This window comes from Deinococcus arcticus, assembly GCF_003028415.1.
In the GTDB taxonomy this organism is placed as follows: Bacteria; Deinococcota; Deinococci; order Deinococcales; family Deinococcaceae; genus Deinococcus; species Deinococcus arcticus.
Map to the genome: position 1 here is coordinate 56,874 of NZ_PYSV01000005.1, position 17,750 is coordinate 74,623.

The window sequence follows — 17,750 nt, forward strand, 5'->3', positions numbered from 1 at the left end:
TCTCACTGCCCCAACTGGCCCAGCACGGCGCGCACGTCGTCCAGCACGCTGCCGATCAGAGCCTCCACATTCGGCTGCCGCTCGCCCAGGGCGCTCACCTCGGCCTCGTCGTGGGCGTTGACGTACCGCCCGCGTCCACCCTGGCCGAAAATGCGTTCCTGCCGTTCCCACTCGGTCGCCAGCTTCCCGATGCTGGGGGCGACGTAGCCGCCGTCTTTCGCCTTCACTGCTACCTCGAAGGCGTTGGCGAGGTTGCGGGGGCTGGCGTCCTGCCGGATGACGGTCGAAATCAAGCTGGGGAGGTTGTGCGCCGCGAAGGTGTTCTGTTTGCCGGTGGGCGCGGCGTACACGCTGGCGTACAGCAGCGCCTTCAGGCCGCGCAAGACCAGTTCGTCGTCGCCGCCCAGGTTCTCGCGCAGCTTGGCAAGGTCGATGCACAGGTAGCGGTAGAAGGTCGCGCTGCCGAATTCCACCGTGCCCAGCATGTCCGCGCCCGCCGTGTCCCCCGGCTTGAGGTCGTCCACCGCCGTGTAGAAGTCGAACTCGCGGCGGCTCATGGCGTGGGTGCCCAGCGCGTGGGCCACCTGCGCGGCGGCGTCCGCGTTCTTGTCGGGTAGGTCGGCCAGCATCCGCCCAAAGAGGGCGATGTCTACGGCGCGGGAACCGTTGAGCGCGTTCTTGAGCTGCTTGCCGAGGTCGTCGGGCAACTCGGCCTTCTTGCTCGCCTTGCCTTTGCCCTTCTTGCCCTCGTCGCTCCCCGCCTGAAGGCCCGCCGCGAACACGTCCCAGCGGCTCTGCACGATGTCGGCCACCCGCCGCAACTCGTCGCGGCCCAGGAACAGCAGGTACTGGCTCTTGCCGTCTTTCACGGGCAGGCCCAAACCGCCCAGGGCGAGTTCGGCAGCCTTCTCAGCTTCCTCCTCGCCGCGCCCGGCCTCCTTCAGCAGCCCCGCGATGGCCTCGTGCGCCCGCTTGGTGCGCTCGCCGATTTCATCCGGGGTCAGCAGCTGGCGGGCCCTGAAATCCATCCGCATGGCGCGCTTGAAGCTCTGACTGCTTACGCGGGCGCGGCGCACCCCGCCGAAATAGGCGTCCTTGGGGCTGCCCGTGTCGTCGCGGTTGAGGTTGCTGGGGGCGAAGTTCTGGATAAGGTGAAGTTCGAGCAGGGCTTTCATGCTTGGGCCTCCGGGGTGGGGGTGGAGTCGGGGGTATCTTCGGCCTCGGTCTTCTGGCGGGGCGGCAGAGCAGCGCGGTAGAAGTCGTTGGCCCAGCGGCGGCGCACTTCTTCTCCCCAGCCGTCCACACTCCAGCCGCTCACGTCGCGCAGAAGCTGCGCCCAGTCGGGCTTCACGTCGCTGCCCTTCAGCAGGGCCACGGCCTGCCGCAGCTGGTAGGGCAGGGCCTCCTCGTCGGCGTCCAGCAGCGCCAGGAAGCGCTTCTCGGTGCTGGGGCGCTCCTGTTGCTCGCGGTAGAGGGTACCCAGCAGCCAGCCCAGGGATTTGCCTTCACGGGCAGCGCGGTCTGCGGCTTCTTCCTCCGTCTCGTCGTCGTGGGGGCGCTCGATCAAGGCGTATAGGGCCGCCACCAGAAACTGCATCCGGCGGTTGCCCCGCTCCAGCCCCGAAAGGAAGATGTACCGCTGGAGCCACTGCCCGCTGTCGCCGGGCTGATCGTCGGCCAGCGTGCGGCGCAGCTCGGCGAGGGGGCCGCGTTCCAGTCGGCCCAGGCGGGCGAAGAACTCGCGCTCCAGGGTGAGGGGGTCAGGGGGCAGTTGGGACGCGGTCACGGGGTTCCTCCGGTGGGGGGGCGAGGTCTTTCAGGGCCGAGGCGAGCAGGCCGCCCGCGAGGCTGGCCGCCCGCAGCGCGGCTGCGCCCTCGCCCACGCCCTGACAGGCGAATGCCCAGGCGTTCCAGGCGGTGCGGGTGAGGGTACGCCGCCACTCCGCTGCGGCCTCGGTGGGCGAGTCGTCCAGCGCGGCGAGGTACTGCCGGAACGGCGCTTCCAGCCGCGCCCAGAACGTCGCCTCGGCGGGAAGCTGGTCCATCAGCCTGTTTACGTCGTCCTTGTGCGGCTCGCGCTCACCGCCGCGCGCGAGGGTTTCCGTTACGAGGCGGCGAATGGCCTGCTTCAGGCCACCGCCCGCATGCTTGGCCGCTTCCAGGGCAGTGAAGACCTCGTCGGTAAAGCGCTGCGGGTCCTCGACGAAGGCGTGGGGCAGGGTGTAACCCTCCTGCCGGTACGAGTAAACTTTCGTGCCGTCTTTACTGATGAGCTGCCCGAACACACTTACCGGGATAACGGGTTGCGCGTATGCGTAACGGCTAGCTGAGGCGTCATCCAAGGCGTCGAGGTCGAAGCTGCCACCGATACCACTACTTCTGCCCTGTTCCTCCAGCGCTCTCAGCACCTCGCGGGCATGGTAGACGCTGGCGGGAGGCGTGCCCTTCACGCGAATGACCTGACCCGCCGCCTTGCCCTTCTCTACAACTTCCCGTTGGTTTTGCGGCTCGGGCAGTAACGCCAGTACGTCGCGCCAGAACAGTTGCTCCCGGCGCAATTTCTGCGGAAAGGGCAAAGGTTTCTTCGGATTACGGCTTGGCACCGTTGCCACCATCGGGTCCACCGTCTTGCCCGTTTCCTCCAGCGTGTTCTTGAATGGGATGCCTGCCGCGAAGCCGATGAACCGGACAGTGGCGTCCTCCTCGGGGATCAGACGCACCGAGCGGCTGACCCAGGAGTAATGGTCGGTCAGGCCCCGGACCACGCACGAGAGGTCCGCGCCCCCCTCATACAGCTTCTGTACCGTTCCGGCGCTCAGTGGCGGCTGCTCCCAGGCGGGCGCGTCATCGCCGGCAACGTAGGGCACCAGATTGAGGCACAGCGTCTCGTGCAGCGTGCGCCCCTGCGGCAGCGTGAGTGCGGATTCCGCAACTGGAGCATCCTCAGCTCTAAAAGCAAAACGCCTAATTAGTCCCTCAAGCGCGAAGGTCTGATGCTCCAGCAAGCGCCGCGCAGCCTCGGCAGGGGAGATGGCGTCGTTCCGCTCGCCGCCGGGCCGCCCTGCCGGATTGAACAGCGCCGTGGTGTTCGCGCTGCCCACCTCAGTGCCCAGGCGCGTCCAGTGGCTCAGGTATTTGCCGCCGTCCAGTTCAGGCGTCAGGTCCGCCACCTGCATGAAGGGCTGCGTCTCGTGGAACAGATCGAAGCGGTCCGCGTGGGTGTCTAGATATGCCTGAATGGCCTCATAGGGGAAACTACTGCTGTACCACTCTGCGGCCTGCGCCGCGTCCTTTGGGCCTCGCAGCGCCCGGTGAAGCACGGCCAGACACAGGCGATATAGAGCCACCGTTACCAGCGGCGAGGGGTCATCTATGCGCTCGAACGTCCGGGCCTGCATCAGCGCCTCGTGTAGGCCCACGAACCGGACCGCGCCGCCTTCCAGCGGACGAACGGGAATCCAGCCCTCGTCAAGAAGCGAAAAGCCAGCCAAGGTTGCACCTCCTTTGGGAAGTGTGAAGGAGGGGTGTCGCCGGGTTGTCGCAGAGAAGAAGAGCCTCCTGTTACGAGAAGGAAAGCTGAGTCCATTGGCTTCACCTCTCTGCGAGCAAGTTGCTTTTCAGGATGAGTTGCCCAGCTAACATCTTAGCTAAGGAGGAGCCATGACCGTCTTTAACATGCACGACGCCAAAACGCAGCTCAGCAAACTGGTAGACGCCGCCGAGCGTGGGGAAACCGTGGTGATCGCACGGAACGGGAAACCTGCTGTCCAGTTGACGGCCGTGGGCGGGGCAGGGCGTCAATGGTCCCCAGAGGCACTGTCCTTCTTCACTTCTCCGCCTGCCCCCGAACTGGCTGACTTCGAGATTCCTGGCGACGACCTGCGGCCCCTGCCCGAGCGGGACCTCTTCTGATCCGCCTTCTGCTGGACACCGACACCATCAGCCTCGCCGTGCGGGGAGAAGGCGCAGTTCGCCGTCATCTGGCTGCCACACCCCTGACCGAACTGGCCGTCAGCAGCGTGACCCTGATGGAGCTGGAGTTCGGCCTGAGTCTCAAGCCCGCCCGCCGGGCGGCGGTGGAAGCGGCCCTGAGCCTGTGGCTTCCGCAGGTCACAGTGCTGGACTACGGGCCGCAGGACGCACTGATTACGGCGCACATCCGCGTGGCGCTGCGACAACAGGGCCAGCCCACCCAGCCCTATGACCTTCTGAATGCGGGGATGGCTCTGGCGCGGGGCCTCATGCTGGTGACCCACAACACGCGCGAGTACGAGCGGGTGGACGGTCTGCGGCTGGCCGACTGGATGGGCGACACGATTTGACGCACTGGCCTCTTACGCTGAGGCATGGACCGAGCGACACAGCAGGCGTGGTATCTGTGGGCCAAGAGTGACCGTCGGGGCGACGGCAAGCCGGGCGATGGGCGCTACCTGCCCGTCCTGACGCACCTGCTGGACGTGGCCGCCTGCACCTGGGAGATTCTGGAGCTGGAACCGCCGCGTACGCTTGCCCTTCTGGCCGAGGACTACGGGCTGGACGTGGACATGGCCCGCCGCTGGGTCTGTGCGCTGGCCGGGCTCCATGACCTGGGCAAGGCCAGCCCGACCTTTCAGGCCCTCTGGGACATGGCGGAAAAGAGGCCGCTTGCTGGCGTGGAGCGGCTGGTGGCAGGCGCGGGGACCACGAACGTTCCGCACGGGGAGGTCTCGCAACTGCTGCTCTCCGAACTGCTTCAGAAGGTGCGGTGGAGCCGGAGCGTGGCGGAAAGGGTCGCGGATGCCGTCGGGTGTCACCACGGGCGGCCCACCTCCAGGCAGGGCCTCCAGATTCCTACCCACGAGCGCGGTGGGGGCGACTGGGAAATGGCCCAGCGCACGCTGTTCAAGAAGGTCTTGCAGGCGGTGGGGGTAAGAACTGCGCCTGCCCTCACCGACCTCTCGGCCCCCGCGTACATGCGCCTCGCCGGGCTGACCAGCTTCGCCGACTGGGTGGGCAGCAGCTTCGAGGTACCCGCGCAGGTGGACCCGCTTCCCATGCTGGACCCGGCGGCGTATTTCGAAAAGGCACGCGGCAAGGCACGCGACAAGCTGGAGAAGATCGGCTGGACCCGGCGCGAGCCGCTGCAACCTGGAGTTCAGGCGCCTGCCGAGATGTTCGCCTATCTCCCCGGCTTTGTGCCCCGCGCCCTGCAGGAGCAACTGGCCGCCATTCTTCCCACCCTGAGCGCCGAACCCACGCTGATTCTGGTCGAAGCGCCCATGGGCGAGGGCAAAACCGAGGCGGGCCTGCATGCGGCGACGTGGCTGCAAACCAAGCTGGGGCACCGGGGCCTATACGTCGCCCTGCCCACCCAGGCGACCGGAAACGCCATGTACACGCGCTTTCGCCGCTTTCTGCACGAGGCTTCGCAGCGAGACATCGAGCCGGACCTTCAACTGATGCACGGCGGCGCACTTCTGAACGAGGCCTATCAGGAAAGCATCACGCGGACCCTCAACCCGCAGAACGATTCCGCCACCGCCGACGAGGCCCGGCTGAACGTGCGCGCCGAGAGCTGGTTCAGCGCCCGCAAACGCGCGGGCCTCAGCGAGTACGGCGTGGGCACGGTGGACCAGGCGCTGCTGGGCGTGCTGGGCATCCCGCACCAGTTCGTGCGGTTGTGGGGCCTGGGCAACCGCGTGGTGCTGCTGGACGAGATTCACGCCTACGATACGTACACCAGTCACCTCATCTATGCGCTGCTGCGCTGGCTGAAGGCCCTGAGCAGTTCGGTCATCCTGATGAGTGCCACCCTGCCCGCTGCGAGCCGCCGCCAGTTGCTGGACGCCTGGACCACGCGGGAGGAGGGTGAAACGGCCCCCTATCCCCGCCTCACCGTGGCACAGGGTACACAGGCGCGATCTCAGCACATCGCCAGCAGCCGCACCCAAACCCCCATTACCGTGCGGGCGCTTGGCGCTTCGGTGGAGGAGGTGGCGCAGAAGGCGCTGGACCTCGCGGTGGATGGGGGCTGCGTGGCCGTGATCGTCAACACAGTGCAACGGGCGCAGGACGTGTTCAGCGAGATTCAGGCGCGGCATGTTGGGAGGCTCCGAACCGTACTCCAGGGGGGAACGAAGGAAGACCTCTGCGCCATCCTCTTTCACGCCCGCTATCCGGCCGAGGACCGGGGAACACGCGAAACGGCGGTGCTGAGGTACCTTGGCCCGCAGCCCTACGAGAACAGGGAACTGGGCGTCCAGAAGGCGGATTACCGCCCGCGTCGCCTCATTCTGATTGCCACGCAGGTGGCCGAGCAGAGCCTGGACTTCGACGCGGACGTGATGATTTCGGACCTCGCGCCGGTGGACCTGCTGCTTCAGCGGGCCGGACGGCTGCACCGGCACGCGGGGAATGCAGGCCGCAGGCACGGTCACGGCACACCGAACCTGTGGGTGGCGGGGCTGGACACCTGGCCCGCTGCTGCGATGGAAACGCTCAGGTGGCAGTGGGTCTACGCCCCGCACCTGCTCTACCGCACCTGGCTGCGGCTGAAGGACGGGGGCCAGATTCGCCTTCCCGCCGATCTGGACACCCTCGTGCAGGACGTGTACGGGGAAGGCGAGTGGTTCACGCTGGAAGATGACCGGCGGGCGCAACTGGACGCGGCGACAGCGAAGTTTCTGAACCAGCAGGACAATGAGGGACGCTTCGGGGACCTCGCGCACATCGGCAACCCCGAGAGCTTTTTCAACACTGTTCCTGTGGTGCGCCCCGAACCCGACGGTGAACCCGCCCATGACGATGAGTGGCCCCAGACCCGCCTGGGCGAGCAGAATGTTCGCCTGGTGCCTGTGCATGAGATCGGCAGCGGGTACTTTCTGGACCCAGAAGGCAAAAAGCCAGCCCGCATTGGCAGAGGCGTGGGCAAGCTGGACCGGGCGCAGGCCGCCGCCATTTTCAAGCGCAGCCTGCGTGTCTCACGGCGGGAACTGGTTCACCGTGCGCCGGACCTCGCTCCGCCTCATGCGAGCTGGACCGACGATCCCTTGCTGCGCGACAGCGTGCCCCTGCCGCTGGTGAACCGGAAAGTCACCGTCGGCAACCTGGAAGTCGAACTGGACCCGGAATTGGGACTGGTCTACCGTTCTGTTTCTTCCGAGTCATAGCGCCGCAGCGTCTCTCGCAACTCCTGAAGCCAGTGGGCGCGCACGTGCGGCGGGCCCAGCACCTCGGCGCGCGGGCCCCAGCTCAGCAGGAAGGGCATCAGTTCCAGGGGAAAGCCTTTGGCGTCGGTGCCGGCGCTGAATTCCATCTCGACGAAGCCGTCGCGCTTCACGATCTGGGCGTTCGGAAAGCCCCCTTCCAGCACGCGGTATGCCGCTTCGGGGGCAAAGCGGACCAGCACCCGGATACTTTCGCCGCCGCCAATCACGCCCCAGGCGTCGCTCAGGAAGGCTTTGGGCTCGAACCTGGCGTCGGGCTCGTAGGTCTCGGGGTGCAGCTCCAGATTCTGCATGCGTGAAAGCTTGAAGGTGCGAATCTTGCCGCGGTGACGGCGCTCCAGGCCAATCACGTAGGGAGCGAGGTTGGTGCGGCTGATCTCGATGAAGTACACGCACAGCTCATTGCCGCGCTCCAGCAGACCGTTGGGCCGCTGGTAGTCGAAGGTCAGCACCCGCCGGTCCACCCAGGCCTGGGCCACCCGCTCCATTTGCCGCTCGGCAAACTGCGCCGAGCCCGTGTCGCGCACGCTGGCATTCAGGGTGTGGCGAATGTGGTCGGGCAGGGCGCGCGACAGGTACTCCAGGGCCTGGCGGTAATGGTTGGCCAGGGCCGGGGCGTGATGGTGCGCCAGGCGCAGCGCGGCGTAGGCCACCAGCGTCTCTGCCGGGCGCGGCAGGTCCGCCTTCAGGTGAATGAAATAGTGCCCCCGGTCGTCTCTTTGTAGCCCCACCTGCATGGCCTCCAGCACTTCCATGTCGCGCTGAATGCTGCGCTGCCCCACCTCCAACTTCCGGGCCAGTTCGGCGGTGCTGTAGGGCCGGGTCTTGAGCAAGTCCTGAACCCGCACCAGCCGCCTCGCCTTGTCCCAGGTCTTGGCTTCCCGGCGGGCGCGGCGGGGGGGCGCTTCTGGGCTCGGTGGGTCAGCGTCGGCCATGTGAGGCAGCGTAGCGGCGGAGTGTCGCGGGGGTGTCGCTGCGCCGGGAATACCTAGTGATCCAGCCAATCATCTGAGCCGCCCAGTATCAACTGCTGTTCCCGCGCCGCGGCCCAGGGGAGGTGGATGCCGGTGCAGTAGGCCTCAATGCGCTCGCCCCGCTGCAGCGCGTGCAGGACGTCGGAGGTCCACCGCACTGTGTCGTCGAGGTGGTAGGCGCCGCCCCGACTGACCACGCTGGCTTCCCAGCCCAGGGCGCTGCGGAGCTGGCGCATGACGGCCGACACCCGCTGCCCCTTCTGGCGCTCCGTGCGCGCGCTGTCACCCCCGGGCCGCAGTACGTCCATCAATGTTTCTGTGGTCAGGCGGCCGCCGGCCTCCACCAGCGCGCACAGCGCCACCAGTGGGGCCGGCGCCAGAGGGAGGGGCCGGCCCCCCAGCCGCACGTCCGGCACGCCCATCACCCGCAGCGCCACCACCAGCTGCGCGCAGCGGGGCAGGGGTGGGGGGCGCTCGGCTTCAGGCAGCAGCGCAAACAGGTCGGCGAAAGCGTGCGCTTCTTCCCGCATCCACAGCGGCTCGCGCGGCAGGGTACGTAGCAGGGCGCAGGCGGCGTCCGGCTGCCCGGTCCGTCGCAAAACCTCGGCTCGGACCAGGGTGGCCCGGCCCTGGTCTTCCTGGCCCAGGGGTCCGGTGCGTGACAGCAGATCGCCGATCTGGGCCACGTCCAGGTCGGCGTCTCGCTGGGGCCAGTTCACGTACGCCGCTGCCAGATCCACGTTCACCCATGACACGCCAGCCTGCCGGTCGGCGGCCACCGCCACGGCCGCGCTCTGCAAGGGCTCGAGCGCCCGCGGCACCTGACCGGCCAGGCGCCAGGTGTGCCCTAGCCCGCGCAGGGCCTGGCGCAGATCGTCCTCGTCTTCAGCGGTGCGGGCCAGGTCGGCGGCGCGCTCGTACAGCGACGCGGCGCGGGCCCATTCGCCCAGCGCGCGCCGCGCGGCCGCCTGACCGCACAGCGCCCGGCGAGCAAAGGGCGTCTTCAGGCGGCTCGCTCGTCCAAAAAAGGTGTCGGCTTCGGTCAGCCGTCCCAACCGCAGGCACACCATCGCCATATTGTTCAGTCCCCAGTCCAGGTGCTCGGGGACGCGCTCCAGGAGGGGCAGCGCTTCACTGAACAGCCTCATGGCCTGGGCCTCCCGCCCCCGGTGGCTCAGCGCCGCGCCCAGGTCAAGCAGCGTCAGGCCGCGGCTGACGCCTCCCAGGTCACGCAGCGCCTCCTGCGCGGCTTTCTCCCACCCGCCCGCGCCCAGCATCAGGCGCGAGCGGGCCAGCGTCCGGTAGGCCAGGCGGCGCTCGAAGAGGGACAGCTCGGCCGGGTGGGCCAGCGCCTGTGCAGCTGCGGCCTGCGCCTGGTCAAAGTGCTCCCGTTTGGCCAGGGCCCAGGCCTGGTACACCTGCATAAAAGGCTCAAGGGCCGCGGCGCCGCGCACCCACGCCTCTATGCGCCCAGGCCCATCCGGCAGGTTGGCGGCGCACCGCCACTGCCACCGCGTGGCCTCTGGCCCCAGCGCCCAGGCGGCGCCGGCCTGCTCCAGCAGCGCCAGCAGTTCGGCAAACTCGTCCGGCCCACGGGCTTCTTCCACTGCTCGGCGAAAAGTCAGCGTCAACCCGTTTTCAGGCCCTGTCTGAATCAATGCCTGAAGAGACTGCCGCCACGCGGGCCAGGGCAAGAGGGGAGAGTGCACGGGCACAGCTTAAGTATCTCGCTGTTGATCTTGAGATCAACCCAGCAGAGCGAGTGGCGAACAAAGTGCCTCGCACCGGGAATGGAAACGTTTCTGCGCTGTTCTGATACGGATTCCGTTCATTTCCGTAACATCCGGGAAAGAGCCGGATGTTCCTCCAATTCCCGGAACTCCGTCTTTTTTCCTGCTCCCTCTGGTCGAAAAAATTCCGCAACTCGTTACGGAATTTTTCGGAACACGTATGCAACGTTGGAATGGGAGAGGGGCGAGGCACTTAAAGCGCCCCCAACAGGCGAAGCAGGGTGAGGCTGGCCCCCACCCCGCTGCCCTCCGTGCTCGTTTACCCGACCGGCGTCCCCCCCTTTGTGTCGTCTCCGGCAACCAGCTGTCCTCCATGGGCCTGCGGCGCTGCGGCGGCAGACAGCGCCGCGGCCCCCAGGCAGAACACGAGCAACACCGAGCGGAACGTAAAGGCAACTTTCGACATGGCAACCCCTGACATGGCCCCGCGTGGGGTCATGGATGGTGAGGGCTTCCGGGCCACGGCGCGCGTACGTCGCAGCGTGGCCCTGGCAAGCCGGGCGGAGAACAGTGGTCAAACCGCCACCTGATCAGGGGAAAGGTGCCGGGTGTGGCCCTCTCTGGCGATGGATTCAGCTTGCTGGGGCCAGGCGTCAAAACGTGACGTCGGTCCGATGCCGCTGCGCCGCCCTCTGGCCGGCGGCGCCTGCGGGCCCTACACTCCGGGCAGGCTCACGCCGGGATGCATGAAAATGTAAGCTGTATCCGCGCCGGCTGGAGGGACTTCAGGCCAGGTGTGGCCTCTAAACGCTGGCGTTCCAGAGTGTTTTCCCCGTGTGGGCGGGGATGTTCCGATTGTGCTTGAGCCATCCCTGGGCCTGGGCCCGTTTTCCCCGTGTGGGCGGGGATGTTCCGCGCGCCAGGGCCTGGACCTGCTGGGGGGTGGGCGTTTTCCCCGTGTGGGCGGGGATGTTCCGCGGGCGCCGAAGGTCATGGGCGCGCTCAGGACGTTTTCCCCGTGTGGGCGGGGATGTTCCGGTCTGCGGCGCGGCGGCGGTGGGCACGGCCACGTTTTCCCCGTGTGGGCGGGGATGTTCCGACGACCCCGCGCACTTCGCGGTCTGGGGCCAGGTTTTCCCCGTGTGGGCGGGGATGTTCCGTGGTCCTCTGCCTGATCGCACAGGGCAGGTTAGTTTTCCCCGTGTGGGCGGGGATGTTCCGTCGAAGTTGGCGGCCAGCCCCTGGTAGCTGTCGTTTTCCCCGTGTGGGCGGGGATGTTCCTTTGGCCTTGGCCTTCGCCAGCAGCGCGGGGTCGTTTTCCCCGTGTGGGCGGGGATGTTCCGTTCTGCCGACAGGTACTCAACTACTTTGGGGTGTTTTCCCCGTGTGGGCGGGGATGTTCCGCACGCGGCGTTATCGCACTGGAGTGCGAAGAGGTTTTCCCCGTGTGGGCGGGGATGTTCCGCAGCTTGTTGCGCTGGGCCAGCCCCTCGCGGGGTTTTCCCCGTGTGGGCGGGGATGTTCCGCCTTTGCCCTGAAGCGCAACCGTCTGATCGTGGTTTTCCCCGTGTGGGCGGGGATGTTCCGGGGTGCACGGCGTGCCCGAGGGCCTCAGGCCCGTTTTCCCCGTGTGGGCGGGGATGTTCCGGGCCGCTCGCGGTGATTGACCTGCTCGATATAGTTTTCCCCGTGTGGGCGGGGATGTTCCGCGCAGTGGCGTGAACGCCGGGCTGAGCTGGACGTTTTCCCCGTGTGGGCGGGGATGTTCCGAGAGCGGCCCCCGGGCGGCAGCAGCCCTTGAAGTTTTCCCCGTGTGGGCGGGGATGTTCCGCACGGCCAGCATGAACTGCAGGTCATCCAGGCGTTTTCCCCGTGTGGGCGGGGATGTTCCTGTCCAGCGCTTCTTCTGCGGTCGCCAGCCGGGGTTTTCCCCGTGTGGGCGGGGATGTTCCGTGCGGCCACCTCGGCCTGCAACTCCTGCAGGCGTTTTCCCCGTGTGGGCGGGGATGTTCCGGTGGATTTGGGTTGATGCCAGTCAGAGCCAAAGTTTTCCCCGTGTGGGCGGGGATGTTCCGAGTTTCATGGCGCTCCTTTAGTCGATGCGGTAGTTTTCCCCGTGTGGGCGGGGATGTTCCGGACATTGCCCTGGCCCACTGGCTGACGAGTGAGTTTTCCCCGTGTGGGCGGGGATGTTCCGACGACCGGCAGGCGCCCGGCCGCGTGGCCCTGGTTTTCCCCGTGTGGGCGGGGATGTTCCGCGTGACGCGCGCTGTCTACGCCGCCCGCGCCGGTTTTCCCCGTGTGGGCGGGGATGTTCCGAACGCCCGTCGGCAACGCCTGCGCAGATTGCCGTTTTCCCCGTGTGGGCGGGGATGTTCCGCTGACACCGCCGAGAGCATGGCGACGGCGGAAGTTTTCCCCGTGTGGGCGGGGATGTTCCGCCACACCTGTACCCGGCAGCACCTACAGCGGCGTTTTCCCCGTGTGGGCGGGGATGTTCCGTCCTCGCGGATGTGCGTGCGCTCAGCCTGCACGTTTTCCCCGTGTGGGCGGGGATGTTCCGACCGTGGCCAAGATTCAGGAGTACCTGAATCCGTTTTCCCCGTGTGGGCGGGGATGTTCCGGGGAACTGGCCACCGCCATGAGCGGCTGGCTCGTTTTCCCCGTGTGGGCGGGGATGTTCCGACCGGCGTGCCGGGCAGTTCGGTAGCCACCGGGTTTTCCCCGTGTGGGCGGGGATGTTCCGCGTCAGGTCGTGAAGGCCGCGCAGCTGATCAAGTTTTCCCCGTGTGGGCGGGGATGTTCCGAAAGAGATTGCGCGCAACCTGCATTTTGATGCGTTTTCCCCGTGTGGGCGGGGATGTTCCTACGGACATGGACCCAGAAAGGTTCCGACTTGAGTTTTCCCCGTGTGGGCGGGGATGTTCCGGGAATCACTTTGTCAATCATGTCTCACCTCCTGTTTTCCCCGTGTGGGCGGGGATGTTCCGTGGCGAACCACATAGGCCGTTCCCTGATATACGTTTTCCCCGTGTGGGCGGGGATGTTCCGGTGCTGCCGGGCGTTGTACTTCACGCTGCCGTGTTTTCCCCGTGTGGGCGGGGATGTTCCGCGAACACCGCATCTTCACTGTCAGCCAGCAGGGTTTTCCCCGTGTGGGCGGGGATGTTCCGACCACATGATGCGCCTCGCCCTGCAGATGCGCGTTTTCCCCGTGTGGGCGGGGATGTTCCGGGCTGATGATTCTTCAGAGGCAGACCCGCGATGTTTTCCCCGTGTGGGCGGGGATGTTCCGGTGGTAGCGCGGGTATCGAGCCTGCCAGTAGGGTTTTCCCCGTGTGGGCGGGGATGTTCCGCGACGCCGGGGGCCTTCCATCCCCGCCTGAAAGTTTTCCCCGTGTGGGCGGGGATGTTCCGGCTCTGATGGTCAACCTGGGAGCTGCGTTCGCGTTTTCCCCGTGTGGGCGGGGATGTTCCGGCGCGCGCCATGTTTACCACCCGCCAGCGGAAGTTTTCCCCGTGTGGGCGGGGATGTTCCGCCCCTCAGCTGTTCTCTGAGGGGCAATCGGGGGTTTTCCCCGTGTGGGCGGGGATGTTCCGGTCTGAAACGCATAGTCCAGCCATTTGGCTGGGTTTTCCCCGTGTGGGCGGGGATGTTCCGGTCCTCTTTGTTGCCGTTCGTGGCGGTCATCAGTTTTCCCCGTGTGGGCGGGGATGTTCCGCGGGCCGCTACGTGGGGTCAGCTGGGCGGCGTGTTTTCCCCGTGTGGGCGGGGATGTTCCGCCAGCCCAGCGCCGCACTTCTCACCACCAATGGTTTTCCCCGTGTGGGCGGGGATGTTCCGCTGTACGCCTCGCCGTAGGGTGTGCCCGTTCGGTTTTCCCCGTGTGGGCGGGGATGTTCCGTAGGCGTCTCCCTGCACCCCCGTAAAGGTGGCGTTTTCCCCGTGTGGGCGGGGATGTTCCGGCTGGCATTGCCCGGGCGGCCGGGGCGAAACCGTTTTCCCCGTGTGGGCGGGGATGTTCCGGTGTTGCGGCCCCCGCGCCCGATGTTGTCCCCGTTTTCCCCGTGTGGGCGGGGATGTTCCGGCGTGCTGATTGAGGGCAAAACGTTCCATTGGGTTTTCCCCGTGTGGGCGGGGATGTTCCGCGACTGCAGGCGGCCACGTGGGACGCGGCCCAGTTTTCCCCGTGTGGGCGGGGATGTTCCGGTGTGGATGGGGCAGAAAATCGCGCAGGCCCAGTTTTCCCCGTGTGGGCGGGGATGTTCCGCCCTGTCCGAACTCCTGGCCGGATTGCGTGCCGTTTTCCCCGTGTGGGCGGGGATGTTCCGTGATGTCCTCTGGGGTCCAGCCCGCCGACTTGGTTTTCCCCGTGTGGGCGGGGATGTTCCGTTCCGCGCTCATCGGAGCCTCTTCGCTTTCCAGTTTTCCCCGTGTGGGCGGGGATGTTCCGCCCTGGAAGGCTGCGAATGCCTGCGCCTGCAGGTTTTCCCCGTGTGGGCGGGGATGTTCCGCTCTGGACTTCTAACGATTTCACGGGCAAATAGTTTTCCCCGTGTGGGCGGGGATGTTCCGAGGCCAATATTCCCCTGCGCGCCGCCGGGCCAGTTTTCCCCGTGTGGGCGGGGATGTTCCGGCGGGCTTCCAGCCCAGGTCCAGGGCGTGTTTGTTTTCCCCGTGTGGGCGGGGATGTTCCGGAACGGCGCCTTGACCTAGGACTGAATCGTCCGTTTTCCCCGTGTGGGCGGGGATGTTCCGTGTGTAGCCTAGTGAGCCCACTTCTGCTCTGTGTTTTCCCCGTGTGGGCGGGGATGTTCCGGCCGCCTCGAACGTGTCGCGCAGCTCGGGGGGGTTTTCCCCGTGTGGGCGGGGATGTTCCGTCCTGCACGGCCAGCCGGCGGTCGGTGGCCACGTTTTCCCCGTGTGGGCGGGGATGTTCCGGCCGCTGGGCTGAGGGTTTGCAGGCTGGGCGGGTTTTCCCCGTGTGGGCGGGGATGTTCCGGGGGCCTCCTGGGGCTAGGGGTCGTCGGGGGCGTTTTCCCCGTGTGGGCGGGGATGTTCCGGGGGGGCGCCAGATGATGAGGGTGCCCAGGCTGTTTTCCCCGTGTGGGCGGGGATGTTCCGGCCGCGAATTCCTGGGGGTTTTCGACGATTACGTTTTCCCCGTGTGGGCGGGGATGTTCCGGCCTGGGCGGCCTGCTGGTCCACATCATGCTTGTTTTCCCCGTGTGGGCGGGGATGTTCCGGGCGCCGGCCGCCAGCTGGTGACCTGGGGGGAGTTTTCCCCGTGTGGGCGGGGATGTTCCGAACAGATGGTGCGCGCCATGCGCCAGGGCGGCGTTTTCCCCGTGTGGGCGGGGATGTTCCGCGGGCGCAGCAACTTGGGGAACAGCGGGCCGGGTTTTCCCCGTGTGGGCGGGGATGTTCCGCCGCCCAGGAGGCCCGTGAGCGCGGCAGCACAGTTTTCCCCGTGTGGGCGGGGATGTTCCGCCGATTCCGGCCGATGGCCCGGTGACCTTCAGGTTTTCCCCGTGTGGGCGGGGATGTTCCGCTGACTCTGAACTTCAAAGAGATCGTGGCCAAGTTTTCCCCGTGTGGGCGGGGATGTTCCGAACCTGCAGGACCGGGCAGCAGTCAGCCGCACGTTTTCCCCGTGTGGGCGGGGATGTTCCGATGCTGGGTAACGCAGGCGGCAACCTTGCCGCGTTTTCCCCGTGTGGGCGGGGATGTTCCGCCCCTGCCCACAGGCGGCGCAGGCGGAAAAGCGTTTTCCCCGTGTGGGCGGGGATGTTCCGGTGGCCGGCGAACTGGGCATTGACCCCAACGCGTTTTCCCCGTGTGGGCGGGGATGTTCCGAGCGCCCATTTGGTGGGATACAGGCTGTCGGCGTTTTCCCCGTGTGGGCGGGGATGTTCCGCGGTAACCTACCGTCAGAGCAAACTCGGGCAGGTTTTCCCCGTGTGGGCGGGGATGTTCCTCTTGCGAGAGTTTCCAGCCCGTCGTCTTGTACGTTTTCCCCGTGTGGGCGGGGATGTTCCGCCCACGGGGTCGCGCTTGAGCGATTTGTTGAGGTTTTCCCCGTGTGGGCGGGGATGTTCCGCTGATCATGGAAAACGAGTGTCTGACCATTCCGTTTTCCCCGTGTGGGCGGGGATGTTCCGGACGCGCCACCGGAGCAACCGCACCGGAGCGCGTTTTCCCCGTGTGGGCGGGGATGTTCCGGTGTAGGGGCTGACCTCGCCGTGGCCGTCGTCGTTTTCCCCGTGTGGGCGGGGATGTTCCGTGGGTGCTGCTGATCCGAACCGCCATGGGCCGGTTTTCCCCGTGTGGGCGGGGATGTTCCGAGCTGCTGGAGGGCTATGCACAGGACACGGAGGTTTTCCCCGTGTGGGCGGGGATGTTCCGGGTGACGACGCCCGGCGCGGGACCAGCTGCATGTTTTCCCCGTGTGGGCGGGGATGTTCCGCCCGCCAACGTAATGGTGCGCTGGCCGGACGGGTTTTCCCCGTGTGGGCGGGGATGTTCCGGGCCCGGCCGGTGGGCGCACCGCCACCCCTGGGTTTTCCCCGTGTGGGCGGGGATGTTCCGAACAGTGCGACCAACGCCTTCCTCTTTTACCAGTTTTCCCCGTGTGGGCGGGGATGTTCCGCTCAGATTGACCATGTGGGCGCGTCCGGTTTCGTTTTCCCCGTGTGGGCGGGGATGTTCCGAGCAACAGTGGATGCGTCTACCCCGCAGAGCAGTTTTCCCCGTGTGGGCGGGGATGTTCCGCGTTCCTGACCAGCCTCGCCATGCACTACGGGGTTTTCCCCGTGTGGGCGGGGATGTTCCGGTGGGGGCCGGATCAAGTGCAGCCGCGTGGAAGTTTTCCCCGTGTGGGCGGGGATGTTCCGGCACTGGCGGCCGTGCAGCTGGTCCGGCAGAAGTTTTCCCCGTGTGGGCGGGGATGTTCCGACCGGCGCCAGCATGGCTTCACCAGTCACGCGGTTTTCCCCGTGTGGGCGGGGATGTTCCGCGGCCAGCGCCAGGGGCCCGGCGATGAACACCGTTTTCCCCGTGTGGGCGGGGATGTTCCGTTGTAGGTCGCGGCGCCGTTGGTGACCCCGCCGTTTTCCCCGTGTGGGCGGGGATGTTCCGGAGTTCACCGTGGCCACGATCAAGCCCCTCAGGTTTTCCCCGTGTGGGCGGGGATGTTCCGCGGTCTGTCTGGCCGCACTACCAGCGGCATTGGTTTTCCCCGTGTGGGCGGGGATGTTCCGCCTGTGGGCGTCGGGCTGACGCCTGGGCTGACGTTTTCCCCGTGTGGGCGGGGATGTTCCGATTGCGGCTTGAACTATGGCTCTATCGACAAAGTTTTCCCCGTGTGGGCGGGGATGTTCCGCGGTACTTGAACCCACCCCCCACCGGCGGCCAGTTTTCCCCGTGTGGGCGGGGATGTTCCGCTGCCCGGTTCTTCCGGCAGGGCCACGCTGGGGTTTTCCCCGTGTGGGCGGGGATGTTCCGAACCATATGCCTACGGTGGTCGCGGCCCAGGAGTTTTCCCCGTGTGGGCGGGGATGTTCCGACAACACCAGTCAGGGGCAGATGAGCCCCTTCGTTTTCCCCGTGTGGGCGGGGATGTTCCTTTGTGACGGTTCGCCTCCTTTCGCTGCTGCACCTCTTCCCCGTACATGCGGGGATGTTCCAGTTTGAGCCTTGATCAAGGTTTCGGTGGCCAGTCATGTTTGACTCTGGATGACTTCACGTCTGACCTCGCCGGGCGCAGCGCCTGATTCAAAACACAGCCAGCCGCTTTGGCCTTCACCCTTGCCCTCACGGGAGGCCACTCTGCGTCCTGGAG

8 protein-coding genes and 1 CRISPR repeat array are annotated in these 17,750 nt (G+C 66.7%); of the genes, 3 read left to right on the forward strand and 5 right to left on the reverse strand.

Features of this window, described 5'->3' with window-relative positions; translation table 11 throughout:
- Positions 1-2: 2 nt before the first annotated feature.
- From cas7e to casA, 3 genes are read right to left on the reverse strand one after another with little or no spacing between them, the layout of a single operon-like run.
- Positions 3-1,175 (reverse strand): type I-E CRISPR-associated protein Cas7/Cse4/CasC, encoded by a 1,173-nt coding sequence (gene cas7e, locus C8263_RS06775; protein ID WP_107137372.1) that lies wholly within the window; start codon positions 1,173-1,175, stop codon positions 3-5.
- Positions 1,172-1,786, reverse strand: a complete 615-nt coding sequence (gene casB, locus C8263_RS06780) for a type I-E CRISPR-associated protein Cse2/CasB (RefSeq protein WP_233218685.1) — start codon at positions 1,784-1,786, stop codon at positions 1,172-1,174. Before casB ends, cas7e begins: the two co-directional genes overlap by 4 nt.
- Positions 1,761-3,491 (reverse strand): type I-E CRISPR-associated protein Cse1/CasA, encoded by a 1,731-nt coding sequence (casA, locus tag C8263_RS06785; protein ID WP_107137373.1) that lies wholly within the window; start codon positions 3,489-3,491, stop codon positions 1,761-1,763. Before casA ends, casB begins: the two co-directional genes overlap by 26 nt.
- 169 nt (positions 3,492-3,660) lie before the next feature.
- Here casA and C8263_RS06790 point away from each other — a divergent pair, with 169 nt between their 5' ends.
- The 3 genes from C8263_RS06790 to C8263_RS06800 are packed head-to-tail and all read left to right on the forward strand — an operon-like array spanning position 3,661 to position 7,148.
- On the forward strand, positions 3,661-3,912 hold the full coding sequence (locus tag C8263_RS06790) for a type II toxin-antitoxin system Phd/YefM family antitoxin (RefSeq protein ID WP_107137374.1): 252 nt from the start codon (positions 3,661-3,663) through the stop codon (positions 3,910-3,912).
- An 11-nt stretch (positions 3,913-3,923) separates the two neighbouring features.
- A complete protein-coding gene (locus C8263_RS06795; protein ID WP_269845133.1) occupies positions 3,924-4,322 on the forward strand; it encodes a PIN domain-containing protein in 399 nt (132 codons plus the stop codon).
- A 24-nt stretch (positions 4,323-4,346) separates the two neighbouring features.
- Positions 4,347-7,148 carry a CRISPR-associated helicase/endonuclease Cas3 gene (locus C8263_RS06800; RefSeq protein WP_107137376.1) on the forward strand — a complete coding sequence of 934 codons (2,802 nt, stop codon included), beginning with the start codon at positions 4,347-4,349 and terminating at the stop codon, positions 7,146-7,148.
- On the opposite strand, the gene C8263_RS19805 is transcribed toward C8263_RS06800, so the two are convergent.
- Positions 7,121-8,140, reverse strand: a complete 1,020-nt coding sequence (locus C8263_RS19805) for a helix-turn-helix transcriptional regulator (RefSeq protein WP_107137377.1) — start codon at positions 8,138-8,140, stop codon at positions 7,121-7,123. The two genes, C8263_RS06800 and C8263_RS19805, sit on opposite strands and share 28 nt — an antisense overlap.
- 53 nt (positions 8,141-8,193) lie before the next feature.
- Positions 8,194-9,810 (reverse strand): tetratricopeptide repeat protein, encoded by a 1,617-nt coding sequence (locus C8263_RS06810; RefSeq protein WP_233218686.1) that lies wholly within the window; start codon positions 9,808-9,810, stop codon positions 8,194-8,196.
- 924 nt (positions 9,811-10,734) lie between these two features.
- A CRISPR array of direct repeats spans positions 10,735-17,535; the repeat unit is 29 nt; unit sequence GTTTTCCCCGTGTGGGCGGGGATGTTCCG.
- Positions 17,536-17,750 lie beyond the last annotated feature (215 nt).

What these genes read in the sequence shown, in the direction of transcription:
- cas7e (WP_107137372.1), bottom strand. Translation starts at nt 1,175, where the DNA reads ATGAAAGCCCTGCTCGAACTTCACCTTATCCAGAACTTCGCCCCCAGC.
- C8263_RS06790 (WP_107137374.1), top strand. Translation starts at nt 3,661, where the DNA reads ATGACCGTCTTTAACATGCACGACGCCAAAACGCAGCTCAGCAAACTG.
- C8263_RS06800 (WP_107137376.1), top strand. Translation starts at nt 4,347, where the DNA reads ATGGACCGAGCGACACAGCAGGCGTGGTATCTGTGGGCCAAGAGTGAC.
- C8263_RS19805 (WP_107137377.1), bottom strand. Translation starts at nt 8,140, where the DNA reads ATGGCCGACGCTGACCCACCGAGCCCAGAAGCGCCCCCCCGCCGCGCC.